15 protein-coding genes and 1 pseudogene are annotated in these 20,460 nt (G+C 42.9%); 4 read left to right on the top strand and 12 right to left on the bottom strand.

The features are described from left to right. Positions 1 to 451: pseudogene (locus B9T16_RS13690) on the bottom strand (phosphorylase); the annotation flags it as partial. Positions 452 to 669: 218 nt separating this feature from the next. Between B9T16_RS13690 and dusA the strand changes: the two are divergent. Next, complete coding sequence (gene dusA, locus B9T16_RS13685) at positions 670 to 1,686, top strand: tRNA dihydrouridine(20/20a) synthase DusA (protein ID WP_035737825.1); 1,017 nt, start codon at positions 670 to 672, stop codon at positions 1,684 to 1,686. A gap of 35 nt (positions 1,687 to 1,721) precedes the next feature. On the opposite strand, the gene B9T16_RS13680 is transcribed toward dusA, so the two are convergent. Beyond that, positions 1,722 to 2,384, bottom strand: coding sequence for a calcium-binding protein (locus B9T16_RS13680; RefSeq protein ID WP_231852233.1), 663 nt, complete (start codon positions 2,382 to 2,384; stop codon positions 1,722 to 1,724). A 295-nt stretch (positions 2,385 to 2,679) separates the two neighbouring features. Between B9T16_RS13680 and B9T16_RS13675 the strand changes: the two genes are divergently transcribed. Further along, positions 2,680 to 3,069, top strand: a complete 390-nt coding sequence (locus B9T16_RS13675) for a hypothetical protein (RefSeq protein WP_014275774.1) — start codon at positions 2,680 to 2,682, stop codon at positions 3,067 to 3,069. Here B9T16_RS13675 and B9T16_RS13670 read toward each other — a convergent pair. From B9T16_RS13670 to psb27, 6 genes are all read right to left on the bottom strand, one after another. Further along, positions 3,066 to 3,215, bottom strand: a complete 150-nt coding sequence (locus tag B9T16_RS13670) for a hypothetical protein (RefSeq protein WP_410245028.1) — start codon at positions 3,213 to 3,215, stop codon at positions 3,066 to 3,068. The two genes, B9T16_RS13675 and B9T16_RS13670, sit on opposite strands and share 4 nt — an antisense overlap. Positions 3,216 to 3,519: 304 nt before the next feature. Then, entirely contained in the window at positions 3,520 to 6,381 is a 2,862-nt protein-coding gene (locus tag B9T16_RS13665) for an ATP-binding protein (protein WP_410245027.1), read from the bottom strand. A 70-nt stretch (positions 6,382 to 6,451) separates the two neighbouring features. Beyond that, positions 6,452 to 8,392: an ABC-F family ATP-binding cassette domain-containing protein gene (locus tag B9T16_RS13660; protein WP_006619321.1), complete on the bottom strand. Its 1,941-nt coding sequence runs from the start codon at positions 8,390 to 8,392 to the stop codon at positions 6,452 to 6,454. A gap of 88 nt (positions 8,393 to 8,480) precedes the next feature. Then, positions 8,481 to 9,326: a prohibitin family protein gene (locus B9T16_RS13655; RefSeq protein ID WP_006619320.1), complete on the bottom strand. Its 846-nt coding sequence runs from the start codon at positions 9,324 to 9,326 to the stop codon at positions 8,481 to 8,483. A 76-nt stretch (positions 9,327 to 9,402) separates the two neighbouring features. Beyond that, the gene (locus tag B9T16_RS13650; RefSeq protein ID WP_014275777.1) at positions 9,403 to 10,962 is read right to left on the bottom strand and encodes a family 10 glycosylhydrolase; all 1,560 of its coding nucleotides are present in this window, start codon (positions 10,960 to 10,962) and stop codon (positions 9,403 to 9,405) included. A gap of 87 nt (positions 10,963 to 11,049) precedes the next feature. Beyond that, complete coding sequence (gene psb27 / locus B9T16_RS13645) at positions 11,050 to 11,448, bottom strand: photosystem II protein Psb27 (protein WP_410245026.1); 399 nt, start codon at positions 11,446 to 11,448, stop codon at positions 11,050 to 11,052. A gap of 200 nt (positions 11,449 to 11,648) precedes the next feature. On the opposite strand from psb27, the gene B9T16_RS13640 reads away from it, so the two are divergent. Continuing rightward, the gene (locus B9T16_RS13640) at positions 11,649 to 16,475 is read left to right on the top strand and encodes a PAS domain-containing protein (protein WP_410245025.1); all 4,827 of its coding nucleotides are present in this window, start codon (positions 11,649 to 11,651) and stop codon (positions 16,473 to 16,475) included. Positions 16,476 to 16,497: 22 nt separating this feature from the next. On the opposite strand, the gene B9T16_RS13635 is transcribed toward B9T16_RS13640, so the two are convergent. From B9T16_RS13635 to B9T16_RS13620, 4 genes are all read right to left on the bottom strand, one after another. Then, on the bottom strand, positions 16,498 to 17,685 hold the full coding sequence (locus B9T16_RS13635) for a methyltransferase domain-containing protein (protein WP_410245024.1): 1,188 nt from the start codon (positions 17,683 to 17,685) through the stop codon (positions 16,498 to 16,500). A gap of 145 nt (positions 17,686 to 17,830) precedes the next feature. Beyond that, positions 17,831 to 19,372, bottom strand: a complete 1,542-nt coding sequence (locus B9T16_RS13630; protein ID WP_410245023.1) for a phosphomannomutase/phosphoglucomutase — start codon at positions 19,370 to 19,372, stop codon at positions 17,831 to 17,833. 344 nt (positions 19,373 to 19,716) lie between these two features. After that, on the bottom strand, positions 19,717 to 19,878 hold the full coding sequence (locus tag B9T16_RS13625; protein ID WP_286171663.1) for a diguanylate cyclase domain-containing protein: 162 nt from the start codon (positions 19,876 to 19,878) through the stop codon (positions 19,717 to 19,719). A gap of 3 nt (positions 19,879 to 19,881) precedes the next feature. Next, positions 19,882 to 20,061, bottom strand: coding sequence for a histidine kinase (locus B9T16_RS13620; RefSeq protein WP_410245022.1), 180 nt, complete (start codon positions 20,059 to 20,061; stop codon positions 19,882 to 19,884). 15 nt (positions 20,062 to 20,076) lie between these two features. Between B9T16_RS13620 and B9T16_RS13615 the strand changes: the two genes are divergently transcribed. Further along, positions 20,077 to 20,208 (top strand): hypothetical protein, encoded by a 132-nt coding sequence (locus B9T16_RS13615; RefSeq protein ID WP_410245021.1) that lies wholly within the window; start codon positions 20,077 to 20,079, stop codon positions 20,206 to 20,208. Positions 20,209 to 20,460 lie beyond the last annotated feature (252 nt).

Genomic DNA, 20,460 nt, shown 5'->3' with positions numbered 1-20,460 from the left:
TATGGCGTTGACTAGCCCCCGCCTCTCGACCACCATTATAGAAGGCTAAACCGTCAATTTCGGTCAAAGCCAGCCACATAGCCTCAAAATCTTCTAAGGTTAGTAAACTATCCTGTTCTTGAAAATCCCGCGTTACTATTAACAGATGATAATCGACGACATTAAACTTATTAAGTAAACCCACATGAGTAACTGATAAATTCTCCACAAATAAATCAGGATCATAGGGTAAAAAAGGATTAAATTCTACCCCGGTGACGGTCTGGGTGGTGACCTGCTTTTGCTGGGCTGTAGCCTTGCGTTGTAGATTATCTATCACCCTGACCAAAAAAGGGATTTCCGCCTGTTCTACAATTTGGTAATGGGTGCTAATAGGCTGTAATGCACCGACCTCTAAAGCCCGTGCGGTTTGCTGTTGAAGTTTGAACAGTAATGTCCCTGGTTCTAGCATGGTTAATTATGGACTCAGTAAGTCATCAGTAAGCCCAGCAATTATATCAAGTTTTAGCTGTGATATTTGCGGAAATCGCTATTTTATTAATATGGATGATGTCGCCGGGAATATATGCCGCCCAGTCATGTTTGCCTAAATTTGTTGTGGGGGGAAAGATTGCCAGAAAAACCAGTAATGGTATACAATTATTAGATAGTCTAATTGTAGCATAGCCTATGATGGTAAACATGACAGCCATGAGTCGCGAACCCAGGTTAAGTGAGGACAATTATCGAAGTCATATCCTGAGTATTGCACCCATGATGGATCGGACCGATCGCCATTTTCGTTACTTCATGCGACAAATTACCCGCCGCCCCCTACTGTATACAGAAATGGTGACAAGTGCGGCAATTATTAACGGCGATCGCCACAAATTACTGGACTTTTCACCAGTCGAAAAACCCCTCGCTCTTCAGGTTGGGGGAGATGATCCTGAACAACTGGCGACCTGTGCTAAAATCGCCGAAGATTGGGGTTATGATGAGATTAACCTGAACGTGGGTTGTCCGAGTGCGCGGGTGCAAAATGGTAACTTTGGCGCTTGTTTAATGGCGGAACCCGAAAGAGTTGCTGAAGCTATATCAGCCATGAAAAAAGCCGTTAATATTCCCGTAACAGTTAAGCATCGTATTGGTATCGATAATCGCGATCGCTATGAAGATATGACCGCATTTGTGCGGGTGGTCGCCGCCTCTGGGTGTCAGCGTTTTACCGTTCACGCGCGCAAAGCATGGCTACAAGGATTAAGCCCCAAAGATAACCGAAATATACCCCCCCTGCGTTATGGAGATGTTCACCGTCTCAAGGCAGAATTTCCCCATTTGACAATTGAAATTAATGGAGGATTTACTACCCTTGAACAGGTGAAACAACAACTAAAAAAAGTCGATGCGGTAATGATGGGTCGCGCCGCCTATGATAATCCCTATTTATTTGCGATCGCCGACCGAGAAATTTACGGCGACAATATCAACCCACCCACCCGTCATCAAGTAGTAGAACAAATGCTTCCCTATATCGAAAATTGGTTAAGTCAGGGAGGGCGGCTTAACAGCGTTGTCCGCCATATTCTACAACTTTTCGCTGGACAACCAGGAACTAAAGCCTGGAAGCGACATTTAAGCGAAAACGCACACCTTCCCGGCGCTGGCGTGGAAGTAGTTAAAGCCGCTTTAGCCGAGGTTCCCTGACTCCCAAAAGCGATCGCACTGACAACTAGATTAACCTAGAAAAAACTGAAGATATTGCTATCTTCTAAACTCACATCAATCACCTGGTCTATGATACCAACCAGTTGGTCAGAACCCGCTATATAAATAGCTGTGCCATTATTAACCTCCGTTGGTGTCACCTCAAGTCGATAGTCATCAGGATTACCGATTAAAACAATGATATCTTGATTGATATCGAAGTCACTTACTATGCTGTAACCTTCCCCCGGAAGCATTACAAAAGTATCATTTCCCTCCCCTCCCACGAGAGTATCAGTACCTTTTGCTCCTCCATATAGGATATCATTACCCTTGTCTCCAAACAAAATATCATTACCATCACCTGCGATCAGGGTATCATTACCCTGACCACCATAAAGGGAATCATTACCGTTTCCTCCAAATAGCAGATCATCATCCTTATTTCCTAATAAGATATCATCAGCATTACCAGCAACTAGGGTATCATTACCCCGACCACCAAACAGAGTATTATTTCCCTCGACACCGTTCAGGAAATCATCACCTTGAAAACCTAGCAAAGTTTCATCTGATGCTGTCCCAATAATTACATCATTATTGTCACTACCAAACCACTGATTGGGGAAAGGTTGAGTAATCGACCCATCATTACCTCCTGGTAAAACTTCCGGGATTTCTGGGATGAAATTATCCAAATTAATCAATTGATTAATTGCTTCTATTCCCAGTTGTTCGGGTCCTATTGATATTGATGTTTCATCAAAAGTCGGAAGTTGAATCGGAAAGAAAAGAGATTCTTGAGAGGCGACAGGTTCCTCAAAAAACAGTCCCGGTTGCGGTTCCGGTTCCGGTTGTAATGCAATAGGCTGCGCTTCTAATTCTGGTTCTGGTTCTGGTTGCGGTTGCGGTTGCGGTTGCGGTTGTAATGCAATAGGCTCCGGTTCTGGTTCTGGTTCTAATGCAATAGGCTCGGTTTCCGATTCGGATTCTGTGTCTGAATCATCAACAATAGGCTCGGTTTCCGATTCGGATTCTGTGTCTGAATCATCAACAATAGGCTCGGTTTCCGATTCGGATTCTGTGTCTGAATCATCAACAATAGGCTCGGTTTCCGATTCGGATTCTGTGTCTGAATCATCAACAATAGGCTCGGTTTCCGATTCGGATTCTGTTTCAGGTTCGGATTCTGTTTCCGAATCATCAACAATAGGCTCGGTTTCCGGTTCGGATTCTATTTCCGGCTCCGAATCATCAAAAGTTGGTTCTATTTCCGGTTCCGAATCATCAACAATAGGCTCGGTTTCGGCTTCCGAATCATCAAAAGTTGGTTGTATTTCGGCTTCCGAATCATCAATAATTAGCTCGGTTTCGGCTTCCTAATCGTCAAAAGTTGGCTCTATTTCCGGTTCCGAATCATCAAAAGTTGGTTCTATTTCGGCTTCCGAATCATGAATAATTAGCTCGGTTTCGGTTTCCGCATCACGTTCTAGTTGAGATTCATCAAAATCGGAAAATTCATCATCCATTGTAAGTAGTCCTCCAAATTAATATAAAACTCCGGGTAGTACACCTAGGGTTAGGGTAGTTGACTCGTCGATTCGATGCTATTTCTATGGCCAAAATTGTGCGATCGCAGCCATGATAAAACCCCCAGCCACTAACCCAAACCCTCATCAGGTCTGTACTTCTCAATTCAATTATATCTCAGGGTTTCTGATGAGATGGAAACTTTATCAAAAATTAACATATTGCCTAGATTTATTGCTATAATTGAGGGGGCGATAGTTAACGGGACTGGCTCTGATTAGGGGTTGGACTATAGGCACAAGGTTAGGGGTTTAAAAGGTTTTGAATTAGGTTAGATAACTGTTTTAATTGAATGGGTTTAGTTAGATATTCATTAGCTCCAGCTTCTCGGCATTTTTCAGGTTCGCCAGTGGTGTCTAAGGCGGTTAATGCAATAATTGGTAAGTTAGTTAACTTGAGATTTTGGCGAATATATGTAATGGCTGCTAAACCATCAAGCACAGGTATTTGAATATCAATTAAAACTAATTGGGGAGATTGGGATTCGATTAAAGCGATCGCCTCCTGTCCATTTTGGGATATCAATAAACTATAGCCTTTAGCTTCCAGATAACTAGACAGTGTAATCAGTAATGGTTGGTTATTTAGCGCTAACATAATTAACGGAGATTTGGGATTATTAACAGTAAAATAACTCGGTAATTGCCAGTTGGATTTATTTAGTAAATTGGTAACATAATTTGAGGTTTCTTGATAGGGTAAATAAACTGTAAAACAGCTACCTTTCCCCAGTTGACTGCTCACCTCAACACAACCGCCATGTAATTCTATGATTTGTTTAACTAAAGCTAATCCGAGTCCCGTACCACTATATTGACGATTGAGACTACTATCAATTTGGGTGAAAGGTAAAAACAGTTTATTTAAATCATCGGGAGCAATCCCAATTCCGTTATCTATCACTGAAAAATAGATAGATTGAGGAGTTGAAATAGCCGCATTAGGAGATGTTTTGATGCCCACATTTAAGTTAATTTTACCAGATTTATGCGTAAATTTTAACGCATTACTGAGCAAGTTAATTAGCACTTGACGCAGCCGCCGATTATCTACTTTTATCAAAGTTTTTTCTAATGCTTGGGGAATATTAATCTCTATATTAATTTGTTTGGTAAACGCCAAGTGATTGACCAAAGTTAAACTAGAAGTACAGAGTTCCTGAACTCGGACTTCAGTTAAATATAGTTCTAGTTTCCCCGCTTCTATCTTAGATATATCGAGAATATCGCTAATTAATTCTAGTAAGTGTTTCCCACTTTTTTCAATCATGGCGATCGCATGATGTTGATTAGAGTTCAAAGCCCCTAATATTCCTTCTTTTAATGCTTCCGACATCCCCAAAATCCCATTAAGAGGGGTACGCAGTTCATGGCTCATATTCGCCAGAAACTCATCTTTAAGGCGGGTAGCTCGGTCTAACTCGGCTACAGTTTTTTGCAATTCAATTTCCATCAATTTACGTTCACTGATGTCTACAACTACCCCATCCCAAACAATATCGCCATTAACTTGTTGTTCCGGTTGAGAAATGCCCTGTATCCATTTATTTTCACCAGATGGAGTGACTAATTTACCTTCCCAAGACCAGGTTTTTAAGGTAGTTGCAGATAGCAAAATTGATGCTTTTAGAGATATAAAATCTTCCGCTTCAAAAAGTTGGAATAACTGATTAGCATCTCGGGTAATTGTATCAGCATCTAAGCCAAAAATTTCTTGACAGCGTTCACTCATATACATAAAATTATGGGAGCCATCAGGATGCAAAACATATTGATATAAAACCCCCGGCATATTATTAGCAATGCGCCCAAATCGGTCTTCACTTTTCTTGATAGTGTCGGCGGCTTTTTGGCGTTCCCTAAGTGCTGCTTCCTGTTCGGTAATATCCCTAATTACAAAAACTACCTCATTGTCACCACAGGGAGCCACCCGCACTTCTTCATGGCGCAAAACTCCATCAATCACTACATCTTGTTCATAGGTTTGTAGGGTTTTGGTGGCTAGGGCGGTTTGCGTAACCTGACTATATTTGGCAGCAATAGGGGGGGGTAATAGTTCCATAATAGAGTGACCAATGGCTAGTTTGGTATCTACTAAATTGCCGACATATTCGGATGGATAAATAGCCAAATATTCCCCTTGGCTGTTCAGTCTAAATACTAGGTCAGGAATCGCTTGTAAAGTTGCCTTGAGTTGTTCTTGGCTGCGTTGGAGGGCATTGTAGAAAGCCTGGCGCTGGGTAATATCATTGGAAATACCACAGAGGGCGTAGGGTTGTTGATTTTGGTCAAACAGGATAAACTTATGGGAGAGGAAAGTATAATTTTTATCATGGATTTTCACATCTTCCTCAAACTGATGGAAGTGACAAGATTCAATTACTATGCGGTCATGTTTTTCAAAAACATCAGCCACTTCGGGGAGGTAAAAATCATGGTTAACTTTGCCAATGATATCTGCTAGAGTACAGTTAAATAATTTCAGAAATGCTCTGTTAACAAAGATATGTCGTCCTTGTAGGTCTTTGACATAAATTACCGCCGGAGCAAAATTGAGCATTGCTTCTAACTTAGCTTCACTTTCTCGGAGGGCGGCGGTACGTTCTTCTACACGCACTTCTAACTGTTGATTTAAGTCGGCTAAGGCTTGGGTAGTGCGATCGCGCTCAATAGCAATAGAGGCAATATGGGCGCTGAGGCTGAGAATTTCTAAGTCTTGATTTTGGGGAGTGCGACAGGTCTTGAAATAAACCGCAAAAGTTCCTAAAATCTCTTGGTCACTACCGATCGCCGGAGCCGACCAACAAGCCCGCAATTGATATTCTAGGGCTAAATGTCTGAAGTTTTGCCATAGGGGGTCAGTAGCAATGTCAGCAACGATGACAATATCCCGACAAAAAGCAGCTTTTCCACAGGAACCGGCTTCCGGACCAATGAGCATCCCATCTAAAGCCTCGGAGTAAGCCTTGGGTAAATTAGGGGCTGCGCCGTGGTGTAGTTTCCCGTGGTCGCATAGTAAAATCGAACATAATCCCCCCTGGAATTGCTTTTCCATTGACCTGGCTAGGGCATCAAGAATTTCGGGAAGCGGGTCTAACTTAGCCATGATAATTTTTTGCTCAAGATGCTACAGTGAAATGGTGATTTTTTAAGCCTAGACCCCCCCTATTCTAAGCTCAACTGGCAATTTCTGCCAACTCCATCCATCTTTCTGTCGCCTGATCAATTTCGATCGCCAAAGACTCAACTTGCTGGTGCAACTCCTGAACCCGACTTACAGAAGTTGATGATGCTTGGTAAAGTTCCGCCTCTAACTGCTGTTTTTTCTCCTCTAACTTAGCGATTTCTTTTTCCAGGTTTTCATACTCTCGCTTTTCCTTAGATGAAAGTTTGCGCCGTCCGTCTTTTCCCCAGGAATAGCGGGGGGATTTTTCCGGTTCTGGTTGGCTGGGGGTAGCCTCAATCTGGATTTGCTGTGATTGTGCTTTAGCGGCTTTTTCGGCTTCTTCGGCTTGTTTATAGTCCAAATAAACCGAATAATTACCGGGATATTGACGGAGGACTCCCTGAGACTCAAAGGCGAAAATCATATCGACGGTGCGATCTAAAAAATAGCGATCGTGAGATACGACAATCGCGCATCCATTAAACTCCTCTAAATACTCTTCTAATACCGAAAGAGTCTGCACATCTAAATCATTAGTCGGTTCATCTAAAATCAGAACATTAGGTGCTTCCATTAATACCCGCAATAGAAACAAACGCCGTTTTTCGCCGCCAGATAGCTTATTTAAGGGAGCATATTGTTGGGCGGGAGGAAATAGAAACCTCTCCAACATTTGGGAAGCCGTAATTTGGGTTCCGTCAGCGGTAGTCACATATTCTGCCACTTCTTTTAAATAATCAATAACCCGCTGATTTTCATTCATCGCCTCCAACAGGTTGTCACAATGTTGGTCAAAATAGCCTATATGAATAGTGCTGCCAATTTCGACACTTCCCGAGTCCGGTTGAACCCGACCCGTAATCAAATCTAAAAGGGTAGATTTTCCGACTCCATTACTGCCAATAATTCCCACGCGGTCTTGGGGGTTAAATGTATAGGTAAAATCCTTAATCAAAGTTTTGTCATCATAGGATTTTGCAATATTCTTTAACTCAATTACTTTCTTACCAATGCGGCGACCAGGGGTAGAAATTTCGACTTTACCGAGGGTAGATTTAAACTCAACATCCTGCATTTCTTCAATGCGTTGAATCCGGGCTTTTTGCTTAGTGCTTCTAGCTTTTGGCCCCCGCTTTAACCATTCTAATTCTCGGCGCAAAACCCCTTTATGTTTATGTTGTTGGCTAACGGCTACATCTTCCATTCCGGCTTTTTTTTCCAGGTAATAGGAATAGTTGCCGGAGTAGGTATATAAATCACCGCGATCGATTTCAATAATGCGGTTGGTGACTTTATCTAAAAAATAGCGATCGTGAGTAATTAAAAACAAAGCACCCCGATAACTATTCAGATAATCCTGTAACCATTCCACAGACATAGCATCGAGATGGTTAGTGGGTTCATCCATTAATAAAACATCGGGTTCTCGTAACAGCGCCGCCGCCAAAGCAATACGTTTGCGATATCCTCCCGAAAGGCTGCCAATTGTGGCATCAAAATCTTCGATTCCCAATTTAGTTAAAATAATTTTAGCCTGAGTTTCCAACTCCCAAGCATTACTAGCATCCATGCGCTGCATAATTTGGGAAAAGCGAGTCATGAGGCTTTCATCATCGGGAAATTTAGCAATTTTTAAGGAAAGTTCCTCATACTCCTGAATCAGATGGAGTTTATCACCACTATCGGCAAAAACCTGTTCTAAAACGGTGTTATTTTCATCAAGTTCGGGTTGTTGAGGCAAATATATAAGTTTAATTTTCGGGTTAACCCAGAGTTGACCGCCATCAATATGTTCGCTACCTACAATCATTTTTAAGAGGGTGGATTTTCCGGAACCATTAGTGCCAATTAAACCCACCTTATCCATAACCCCTAAATTCAGGTTAGCATCCCTAAGAATTTCTTTAGTTCCGAAGTCTTTTTGAACTGATTGTAGAGTTAATATATTCATATTTTAGCTAAGGGCTTTACTGGCAAATCTTAATAGTTTAAATAGGGGCGGATGCCCCTACTAGGAAATAACAACTGGGTGAAAATGATTAGGATTTGGTTAGATCGCCGACATTGAATAAGAAGGGAACCTTACTTTTAGAATCACCCAAAATCAGGACTTTAGGCATTTGAGAGCCCCCTTGTCGCCAAGCCTCGATCGCCTCTTTTTGCAGTACCAACTCACCACCTTGAGCCTTGAGAGTTTCGGCTAATAAGCGTTGAGCTTCCGCCCGACCCTTAGCGCGGTTAATGTCGGCTTGGGCTTGTTGTTCAGCTTCTTTGGCGACATAGACAGCCCGGCGCGCCCGTTGTTCAGCGATTTGTTTTTCTTCAACGGCGCGAGCAAATTCGGGGGAGAAAGTCAGATCGACAACACTGGTATCTAAAACGATAATGCCATATTTATCTAATCGTGACACCAGAGCCTCGTCAAAATCTGCTTTCAGTTGCTCGCGCTGGGTAATTGCTTCCTCAATGGTACGTTTAGCAGCAGCAATTTTAAAAGATTCCTGGGTTTGAGGGGCAACAATTTTAGATACCACATTTTGGAGAGTACCTTGTTCCCGGCGGATCTGCACGACATTTACCGGGTCGAGGCGGAAGTTAATGGCAAAACTGGCGGAAAGTTGTTGTAGGTCCTTGGTGGAACTTTGGGCGGGAACTTCAAACTTCTGGACGGTGACATCATAAACATCGACTGCAGAAATTAGGGGCGGCTTAAAGTGTAACCCCTCTAATAGTGCGCCATCCTGGGCTTTTCCGAGAATACTTAACACGGCGGCTTGACCAGGATTAATAATTACAAAAGCATTAAGCCCAATCAGAATAGCCAGTGCGACGATAATTCCCAGAACAATGGCTGGTAAACCCTGTTGGGGTTGTGCGCTTTTCAAAGTTATAACTCCTTAGTTATGAACGACAGTATAGAAGAGGGGAAAGTATCATCTTCTAGTTTAAAGGTTTTGCTGATTACCGACATGATTGACGATCGCGTGTAAGTTGTGGTTCTTGCCAATCGTAGGAATAATGGCTGATAGACTGGATTTGGGGAATAGCATTGATAATGTCGCGCATCTGATGTTCTAGGGGGGGGCGGTTTTTAATGGATTTGCCCCAGTCTCCGGCGATCGCTGGGATAATTTTAGTTCCCGGTTGGGCTCGGTTAGCAACAGTTGCCACTTGTTCAACTATACAGCTTGTGGTGCCACAAACTCCATAGGCCATGGGATGCCATTCGATCGCACTAGAGAACCGATCCCAAGGTTGCAACCTGGAATCAAAACCTTGCTCCCCAACGCGGCGGTTAGCCTCCGGGAAAAACACGGCCCCCGCCGGAATGCCGCGCGATTGTACTGGCTGGCTAAATATATTTAAAAAGTCCAGAATCCCCTGTTGGGCGTGAGCGACACTCAACCGCCACAATTGTTGATTAAAGGTATTTCCCAGGCTGGGAATGCCACTGAGAGCCGGTAGGGCCGTTTCATCATGCCACAGGGGTAGTTTTTCCTGTGGCTGTGCTTCCTGTGGCTGTGCTTCCTGTGGCTGTGCTTGCTCAGGATACTTTTGATTGATCTGATTAACATCATTTTCTGTCAAAAAACCCTGGCTAACATAGCGTTGTAGCAGTTCCCGTCCCCGGTCGTTGTTGGCCCGTTGCAGCAAGGCGGACTGGGAAGCATCCCCATAAATCCATAAATCCTTAACTCGGCTGGCTACTGATTGAGGTCCCAAACCTCTGGGATAGCGAACATAGTCAAACAGAACACCACTGGGGCGACGGCGGAGGACGGCATTCAGGAGGGTATTAAAATCTTGTCGTGCGGTGGGATGATAGGGATCAACGAAACCCTGATTGATGTAGCTTTCCCCAAAATCGTTGCTGGCGGTGCCGTCTAAATTAGCGGTAACGGTGGTTTCGCCACTACCATTGACGGCAAGGACTCCGGCGCGATTAGGTAGTAGGGTGTAGGTATAACCAAAGTTGAGCATAAACATCCAGGCGTAAACCTGTAGCCCCCGTTGTCTGCCTTTTTGGATTGTTTGCGCCATGAGGTCTACTTGTTCTAAACCGGGCGATCGCATGACTGACGGCCAAGGGGTGGGGTTATTGGCGGCGGGAAGTAACACCTGAGCGTCATAAAATACTTCTAGGTAAACTTGGTTATAGCCTTTGTTGATGATGTCATCTAACAGTTTTTCGAGGGCTCCGGGTTGGGCATCACAGCTATATAGTCTTAACCAAATAGCTTGATTTTGGGGGCGGCTTTGCTGACGACAGCGATATACAGCTTGGGCGTGTTGAATCAGGATCTGGTTATATTGCTGTTGGGCGTTGCTATCCCCAGATAAGGCAGTTTGGCGCAGGGTTTCTTTTTCGGCGATCGCCTCTGGGGAGAGGCGACAATAGGCTATGGTTTGCGATCGCCCTGGGCTAGTAGCCAACAGGCTTAATAATAGAGCCACTAACATGGGTTTATAGAGACTCAGCAGACGGTGAAAGCAATTTAAGGCGATCGGTGATTTAGCCATAGCACATATACCAAATAAAAGCAACTCTTAATCATTACAGATCAGATTGAGTTGCCTCGGTTGATTTCCCCATCAGGTTAGCCGGAGTTAAGCGCCGCGTTTCACGGCCGCCTCTACTTGTTTAAACTCCTGTTCTAGTCTTTGCTTGAGTTGATCAGGAACGGGACGGTTAGGGTAGGAACTGTAATGACCTGCTAGGGCATTTAAAGCCGTCCGCATAGTAGTAAAGGAACTTGAACTAGAAACCGCTGGGTCTCGACGGTAGCGGGAAGCGAAACTATTGATCAGGGTCCGGGCTTCCGCTTGGGCGGCGGGCTTTTCTGGGGCATCTTCGGGTAAGGCGATCGCAGTTCTCAAACTATTCACAACTGCTAAGGTATCCTGGCTATAATTTCCTGTGAGGCCATCGGGTGAGTTACCACAGCCCACCAGGGCAACGGTAACGACCATCAGTAGGGCAACCAGACGAGAAACAAAGTATTTCATAAAAAGACTGTCAAAATAACCTAACTACAATCCTACCTCTAATTGCCAACAGCCACTCACATAGTCTGGTTGTGTTACCTAGAATAGCTATCACACCCTCGGCTTTCTTAGTTTTGTTTCCGGCTATTCGCCCATAGGATAATGTATTTGATGCCAGTGCCACAGAATCAATCCCTATTCACCATTTCCTAACTAAGCTAATGATTAGCCAAGATCTACTGTTCTCCAATTTGCCGTTATATAAGGCAATTGATCGACACCCACTGACGGCTTCTCCTGAAACTCCCTTAATGGGGGTCATCTCCATGATCAGCCCACAGTCAAAAAGTGACTCTGACAGGGAAACTCAGCCACACCGGAAAAGTTGCGTCTTGGCGGTAAAAAAGGGAAAACTGGTAGGTGTAATTACGGAAAGGGATCTCGTCCGCCTGGCTACCCAATATCGCAGCTTTGACCATTTAACCTTAGCGGCGGTGATGACCCGCGATCTAGTCACCCTATCAATAGAACCCCATCAAGACATTTTTACTGCTATTACCCTGATGCGTCAACATCAGATTCGCCATCTTCCGGTTTTGTCGAAAACGGGTGAACTGGTGGGATTAATTTCGACACAAACCCTGCGCGAGTGTTTGCAACCAGGGGATTTGTTCAAATTACGTCAAGTCGCCGAAGCCATGACGCGAGACGTGCTCCATGCTACCCCTAACGCTTCTATTTTACATCTGGCTCAATTGATGGCGGAATATCGGGTTAGTTGTGTGGTCATTGCTGAACCCAAAATCGGGGATAGTTTCCTGTGCCATCCTGTAGGAATAGTCACAGAAAGAGATATTGTCAAGTGTTCAGCCCTGGATCTTAATTTTGATCAGGTGATGGCGGCTGACATTATGAGTAGCCCCCTATGGTGTTTGCACCCCACAGAAAATTTATGGGTAGCCCATGAACAAATGCAGCAACGGGGAGTCCGTCGGTTAGTGGTGTGTGATCAACAACAGCAATTAGTGGGTATTTTGACTCAAACCAGTTTACTGCAAACTCTTAATCCCCTGGAACTTTATAATACCATTGAAGCCCTACAACAGCAGGTTAATAAATTACAAGGTGAACGGCTCAAACAGATGCAGAATGACCACCATCAGACTCACCAACAACTGCAAAAACAGCGAGATTTTACCGAGGCTATCTTAGATACGGTTCCGGCTTTAATTGTGGTTTTAAATACCCAAGGTTACATCGTCAAATTTAATCAAGCCTGTGTGAAAATTACGGGATATTCTTGGCAAGAAGTTCAAGATAGACCCTTTTGGGAGATTTTATTAGTTCCTGAAGAAGTGAACGCGGTCAAAAAGGTGTTTGAGGATTTAAAAGCGGGGAATTTTCCCAGTTATCATGAAAATTACTGGGTGACGAAAACAGGCGATCGCCGTTTAATTGCCTGGTCTAATACAATTTTATGTGATGATGATGGGGAAGTGGAATATATAATCGGTACGGGAGAAGATATCACCGAACGTAAACGGGCAGAAATAGAGTTAGAATCCCAGAAGGAAGCCTATCGCCAATTAGCATCATCCATGGAAGAACAAGTAGAGTCAAAAACCGCTGAACTTGCCGAAAGCAACAATCAACTTAAACTCGAGATTAATCACGTAAATCAGATGCAAAAACAGCTAATATTTTTTCAAGAAAGATTGAATGATTTACTTAATTCAAGTTTGGCAATTATCTATAGTTGTGACCCGAAAACTATGAGGATAACATTCATTAGTAGCAATGTTAAAAATGTCCTAGGATATACCCCAGAAGAATTTCAAGAAAGTGTCGAGTGTTGGGAAGAGAGAATCCATCCCGAAGACCGAGATTTTGCCTGGGCTAAAGTTCGTGATGTTTTTATCAAGGGCACATCTTTTTATGAATATCGTTTTCTTCATGGGGATGGTAGCGATCGCTGGATGCAAGAACATCTAAGGTTAGTATTAGATGCGGCGGGAAAACCCAGAGAAGTGGTGGGCTATGGTTTTGATATTAGCGAACGCAAACAAGCAGAAATAGCAGCAGCGGAACGAGAGGCGATCTTGTCTAGTTTCTATAATAGCACCAGCATGATGATGGGTGTAGTAGAACTCCTAGATGAGGATATTATCCACATTTTTAGTAATAATGCAACGGCTGAATTTTGGGGTGTAAGTCCTGAATGTCTGAAAAATGCCCGGTGTAGTGAAATGGGTGTACCCGCCTCAATTATTGAGTTTTGGTCTCAACATTATCGGGAAAGTCAACAGCTTGGGAAACCGATTAAATTTGAGTATATTCACACCCTAAATGATGGGAAACATCACTTATCGGTTACGGTTTCGCCTATCCTCAATTCCGGCTTAGACAAGTTGAGGTTTTGCTACATTGCTGAGGATATTACCCAAGCCAAGCACACCGAATATCAATTATATAAAATCACTCAAGATTTGCTCAACTCTCAAAAAATAGCGGGTATTGGCACTTGGGAATATAATGTAAGTTCGGGTAAAATTACCTGGTCAGAAGAGGTGTTCCTGATTTATGGCATGGAGCCGACCCAAGGGGAACCGACTTTAGGAGAATTACGAGACAAAATGCACCCGGATGATCGCGATCGCCACGCGGAAGATACGGAGCGATCGTTGACTTCGGGAGAACCTTTTTATACAGAATATCGTCTATTTCGTCCCAGTGGAGAAATGCGTTATATTCAAGGCATGGGAGGAGTAGAATTTGATGCCGAAAAGCAACCGTTACGCTTATTTGGCTCAGTAATTGATATCACCGAAAAAAGACAAGCGGAGATGGCGTTAAGTGCTTCCGAGGCTAAATATCGCCGTCTGATTGAACAAATGCCAGCCGCCACCTATACGGCTAATTTAGATGAAAAATTTAGCATACTTTATGTTAGTCCTCAAATTCAGCGTTGGCTGGGTATTTCAGCCAGTGAGTGGTTAAAAAATAGTAAGGATTGGCTGGAGTTAGTGCATCCAGAAGATCGCGATCGCGTGTTGGTAGAAATCCGTCAAGGTATCCAAGAAAATCAAGACTTTAGTGTTGAATATCGGATGTTTTCGCGATCAGGAAATGTGGTCTGGGTGCGTGATAACGGCAAAGTCGTTCTCGATGACCAAGGGAACCCCACATTCCTACAGGGAATTATGATTGATATTAGTGATAAAAAAGAGGCAGAAATTGCCCTCCAAGAAAGCGAGGAAAAATTCCGTCAAATTGCTGAAACAGTGCGAGAAGTGTTTTTTATGACATCTTTTGATGGTCAAACAATTCTGTATATTAATCCTGCCTACGAGAAAATTTGGGGGCAAAGTTGCGCCAGTCTCTACGAAAACCCTCAACATTGGATTAATTCTGTACATCCAGAAGATATACAGCGGGTGATAGAAGCATATCAGCGCCAGTTTCAGGATAAGTTGGTTTTTGATGAGGAATACAGAATTATTCGCCCTGATAGTACAATTAGATGGGTAGCAGCGCGGGTTTTTCCAGTTACTGATAAATCAGGTAAAATCTATCGTTTTGCCGGAATTGCTGAAGATATTACCTCCCGAAAACTCATGCTTGAACAACTCCAAAACAGTAAAACATTTATTCAGAAAGTTACTGATTATATACCCAATATTTTGTACATATGCGACCTCATCAAAAAGCGCAATGTTTATATCAACCGCAATATTCAAGATATCCTAGGATACACCTACGAAAAAATCCAAGAAACCGGAGGCACTTTACTCTATGAAATTATCCATCCTGAAGATTTACCCATCATCGAAAAACACTTTCAAGATATGTCCAAAGCACAAAATGGTCAAATATATACCGTAGAATATCGCGTTCAAAAAGCCAATGGAGAATGGCGGTGGTTACTGAGTCGGGATCTCGTTTTTAGTCGCCATTCAGATGGACGGGTTCAAGAAATTTTAGGGACTGCTACAGATTTCACCGATCGCAAACAAACCGAAGAAATATTACACACTACTTATCAGCATCTCAAGCAAAAAAATCGGGAAATGGAAATTGTCAGCAAAATGATTGAATTTCTGCAAGCCTGCGATGCAGTTGAGGAGGGATATGAAGCGATTGCGGAATTTCTCAAACAGCTTTTTCCCGATTTTTCTGGGGCGGTATTGGTAATAGATCCTAATAGCCCGGAATCGGATTTAGAAGTGGTTTCTACATTTGGTGAACTCCCACATCAGGAGATAAAATTTACTTTCAAAGACTGTTGGGCGTTACGAAGGGGAAAAATTCATGTCGCCAGTGACCAGCAACCGGGTTTATTTTGTAATCATATAAATTCTGAACTGCTACCTAAATATTCTTTATGTATTCCCCTAATTGCCAAAACCAAAATTTGGGGATTATTATACATGATTACTGAATCGTCTTTCGTTAATATGGAGTCTTCCGAACAACTAGGGCGCACTGTGACTGAGCAGTTATCTTTGGCTTTATTCAACTTAAAACTTCAGGAACAATTACGCCTAGAAAGTATCCGAGATCCTTTGACTGGACTCTTTAACCGTCGCTATCTGCAAGAAACCCTCAATCAAGCCTTAGCCAAGGCTAACCGCAAGAATGAACCCTTATCTATTATCATGATAGATATTGACCATTTTAAACGCTTTAATGATACTTTTGGTCATGAAGCTGGGGACTTAGTTTTGCAAGAAATTGCTCATTTCATCCAAACAAATATCAGAAGTTCTGATACGGCTTGCCGTTATGGGGGGGAAGAAATGACGTTAATTTTTCCAGACACTACCCTAGAAATAGCGAGCGATCGCGCCCAGTTTTTATGTGAGGGAATTCGCGGTTTAAAACTGCAACACCAAAGCCGAGATCTCGGCAAAATTACCGCTTCTTTTGGGGTAGCTTGTTTCCCACAACACGCCCAAACTTTAGATGATTTACTCAGACTGGCTGATGATGCTTTATATCTGGCAAAAGACCAAGGACGCGATCGCATAGTGGTTTGGGATTTTCTGTAGTTAAATACCTGAGAATTGAACCCTAGCAACAACTAGAGGGAGAACAACAAGACCCGTCATTATTAATGTTGGTGATGTGGTAATTATCACCTTTAGTTAGTTTAGGGTCGCGGATGGCATTTTGCCGACAATCAAACTCTTTAGCATCCTTTAGATCAATATTTTGATAGGGGGGAATTGGGATAATATCGTCACTGTAGGGACTCCTAGTATAGATGTTAAAGGTTTGATCACAAACTGCCATAGGTTGACCTCGATAAAGGGTATGACCATCATCATCAACTACTTGTTTCCAAGGTCCCTTATAAATGACTGCTTGATGGCATTCTAAACAAGGACCTTCTTTGCCTTTGTAGGCACAAACTGTTACAGACCGAAATTCAATGCCATCAATTACCTGCCAGGGTTCAGTCTGACGGGTTAAGATTTCGACCCCATAAAATCCGGCATTTTCAAACATTTGTAAAAATTCGTGTTCTTGAAAAGCGCCAGCAATGCAACCACTCCACAATTCGGGGTCGTTGATAATTTTTTGGGTGGGGGGTTCGTCACAAACAATATCAGAAATAACCGCCCTTCCTCCGACTTTTAAGACTCGGTAAATCTCGGCAAATAGTTTCACTTTATCCTGAGATTTAACTAGGTTCAGAACGCAATTAGACACGACTACATCCACAGTTACATCAGGGATTAAGGGCTGTTCTTGGCGGAGGCGATCGCACATAGCCTCAAACCGGGATACATCTTCTATGGAGGTAATAGGATTATCATTTAACCAGGTTTGCACCATAGCCAAATTTAGCCCCAAATCCTGGATTTTTCCCTTCACAAACTCAGTATTTTTATAGCCCAACTTATCGGCAATTTCATCTTGATACTTACGGGAAAGCGCCAGCATATCATCATTAAAATCAACCCCAATTACTCGCCCATCTTTGCCGACTTTTTGGGCGATAATATAGCAATTTTTGCCAGCCCCAGACCCCAAATCTACCACCAATTCCCCAGAATTAATATATGGGGTGGGGTCGCCACAGCCATAGTCTTTCTCAATAATTTCTGATGGTAAAATCTCCAGATAATTACCATTATATGATGTCGGACAACACAGGGAAGGCTGAACATCTTTCGCCCCGGCTTTATAGCGTTCTAAAACTTCATTTTCTATATCATAATTAACAGCAGTATTTGCAGATTTAGCTGGAGTCATGATTTAAGCATCCTTAGGTTGATGATATGGATCTATACACAGATAGGCTGTAATTAATGCCATAGCTTGATTATACTAGATCCGGTTAATTTATGGGTTGGGGGGAATGCGCCAGCCACTATAGGTCTGACGCAGGAAATCAGAGTTATTTAATCCCCGAAAATGTCGAGATATCTAGGTAGTCGATACCTTGGAAAAACCCTAATAAACGGTTAGCAATTTTCGCCACGCCACCGACCACATTTGATTCAATATTTAACGGTAAAACCGGATCATGAAGGGATAGGCGCAATAAAAACCAGCCATCCTCGTCGGGCGACCCACAGGAAACCCGAACCCCCTCGTAGTTTTTGGGGACAATTTCCCAGTCGGTTTGTTGGGAGACAAACTGAGTGAGTTTTTCAATCACGTTATTACCTAATGATTTAAAATCATCATTTTGAATAGTGATCCGCACTTCTTCACTCTCGGCAGGTTCCTGTAAATTGGCAATTAAATCGGTGAGAGATTTACCTTGTAGGTGGGTTTTAGCTAGTTCAATTAATAGCTTGCTAACTAAATATGCACCATCATCTAAAAAGTAGTTCTCTTTCATAGCACCATGACCGGAAGTTTCAATAGCCAGCCAAGATTCCTGTCCGGTTTCATTAAGTCGTATGGCTTCATTAATTACATTTTTGTAACCGCGCTTAAAGCGATGATGAACCCCTTTTAATTCCTGCTCGATAAAATGAGTTAAGCCATCGGAAGTAATGGAATCAGTGACGATCGCAGAACCGGGATTTTCTCGTAAAACTATCGCTGAAATTAGAGCAATTAGGCGATTTCGGTTAAGTTCTTTCCCCAAATTATCAACGGCTGCACCCCGATCTACATCGGTATCAAAAATAATACCAAAATCGGCTTTATTGTCAATAACGGCTTGACAAATTGACTCCATAGCGGCTTGATTTTCTGGGTTAGGAACATGATTAGGAAATGTGCCGTCAGGGTCTAAAAATTGGCTGCCTGTGGTATCAGCGCCTAGGGGTTTTAAGACTTTTTCGGCATAAAATCCCCCCGCACCATTGCCAGCATCAACGATTATTTTTAATCCAGTTAAAGGCTGTTCAAAGTTGGTGGGATGATTGACACCTTGGCGAATTTTATTAACTAATCCTTCGGCATAGACAGAAATAAAATCATGTTGTATAATAGAACCAGGGGTGGGAGAGTTGGCAAAATCGTTGAGTTTCGCTAACTCCAAAATCTCGGAAATATCCGACTTTCCTAGGCCGCCTTGGGGGGTAAAAAACTTTAAGCCATTACGGTTAAAGGGGAGGTGGCTGGCGGTTAACATAATTGCGCCATCACATTCCCAGCCGGGGGTAACGGTACTCATAAACATGGCGGGAGTTGAGGCGATCGCCAAATCATAAACCTGAGCCCCAGTGGATATAATTCCCTCCATAACTGCTTGACTTAGCACAGGTCCAGATAGACGACTATCTCTACCTACCGCCATAGTTAATTCTGCGGTATTTTTACCCAGTTTTTGGCTGACCCAACTCGCGAAGGCTTTACCTAAGATAGTGGCAATTTCAGGAGTTAGGTTAACTGGTTCATTGGCTACACCTGCTATGGCGACTCCCCGAATATCCGACCCATTTTGTAGCTTTTTCCAGTCCCAATTAGCAACTTGAGCCATAGTTAATTTATCCCGAATTGATGACTATACTAGATGATCATACTATAACTAGCAAGTGGTTATCAAAAAGTTAATGAATAATTAAGAATTAGCCCCGTTCCATTTTCCATACCATATAAGTATTGCGGCTTTTTTCTTGAGCTTGATATAGGGCAGACTCTGCGGATTTTAACAGTTCGGGGAGGTATTAATAGATGGAATTATGCTAGAAATACCCTGGCTAACAGTAATGCGATCGCTCACCAGAGAGGCAGGGGAATATTTAATTGTTGAATTGCCACATGGATTCGCATAGCCACTTGTATAACACCTTCGCAGTTAGTATTTGATCAAATAATGGCAAACTATTCCCCCCCATAACGAGCCACTAAATCCCCCGGACGCATAGCTGATTCTTGGATAGCTTGAGCCACTCTAATTAAGCAATTATCACCCGCTAAATGTCCGTAAGTATCGTTATATTTTTTCAAGTAATCGACATCACACAGAATCAAGGATAAAGGCAACTTTTACCGCTGCATACGCCGCCACTCCCGCCACCAAAATTCATGAAAACGGCGACGGTTTGCCACCTGAGTTAATCCATCTAAGCGCGCCAAACGGTCTAGTTTAAAATTAGCTTGTTTAAGTTGTTGCTCAAGACCAGCCTGTGGCAGGGGAAAACTAAGTTGAGTAGCCACCGCTTGCATTAATTCCCAAATGAGGTGATAGAATTTGGTGGAGTAATTGCCGATTATAATAATTATCCTCAACCATCAAAATCCGATGTTGACCACGCCGATTATTTACCCGAGGATAATCGTCTAATTTTGGCTGATGATTTTGATAAGTTTTAGCACCATTATCCCTAGGGTGATGTTCTCGGACTAGCACATTTAATTTAAATTAAAAAGTAGTGCCATTGCCGACCTCCGAGAAAATTTCCATCTCCGAACCCATTAGCTGTAGATATTTTTGACAAATAGTTAACCCCAAGATAGCACATTTTTTAACTGTAGGGACAAAACCCCTAGGGCGATCGCACCATCAAGAAGCCATGGTAAAAACTTAATAAATCGTCAATTTGGGGGGGGGGACAGTCTCCGGGG

The sequence above is a fragment of the Arthrospira sp. PCC 8006 genome, from assembly GCF_046480465.1.
GTDB lineage: Bacteria > Cyanobacteriota > Cyanobacteriia > Cyanobacteriales > Microcoleaceae > Limnospira > Limnospira platensis.
This window is presented reverse-complemented; position numbering and strand designations above follow the sequence as displayed.

Coding starts and splice junctions, on each gene's coding strand:
- psb27 (WP_410245026.1), bottom strand. CDS start 11,448: ATGAAATACTTTGTTTCTCGTCTGGTTGCCCTACTGATGGTCGTTACC.
- B9T16_RS13620 (WP_410245022.1), bottom strand. CDS start 20,061: ATGCAAGCGGTGGCTACTCAACTTAGTTTTCCCCTGCCACAGGCTGGT.
- B9T16_RS13670 (WP_410245028.1), bottom strand. CDS start 3,215: ATGGATGATGAATTTTCCGATTTTGATGAATCTCAACTAGAACGTGAT.
- dusA (WP_035737825.1), top strand. CDS start 670: ATGATGGTAAACATGACAGCCATGAGTCGCGAACCCAGGTTAAGTGAG.
- B9T16_RS13635 (WP_410245024.1), bottom strand. CDS start 17,685: ATGACTCCAGCTAAATCTGCAAATACTGCTGTTAATTATGATATAGAA.
- B9T16_RS13650 (WP_014275777.1), bottom strand. CDS start 10,962: ATGGCTAAATCACCGATCGCCTTAAATTGCTTTCACCGTCTGCTGAGT.
- B9T16_RS13640 (WP_410245025.1), top strand. CDS start 11,649: ATGATTAGCCAAGATCTACTGTTCTCCAATTTGCCGTTATATAAGGCA.
- B9T16_RS13665 (WP_410245027.1), bottom strand. CDS start 6,381: ATGGCTAAGTTAGACCCGCTTCCCGAAATTCTTGATGCCCTAGCCAGG.
- B9T16_RS13660 (WP_006619321.1), bottom strand. CDS start 8,392: ATGAATATATTAACTCTACAATCAGTTCAAAAAGACTTCGGAACTAAA.
- B9T16_RS13630 (WP_410245023.1), bottom strand. CDS start 19,372: ATGGCTCAAGTTGCTAATTGGGACTGGAAAAAGCTACAAAATGGGTCG.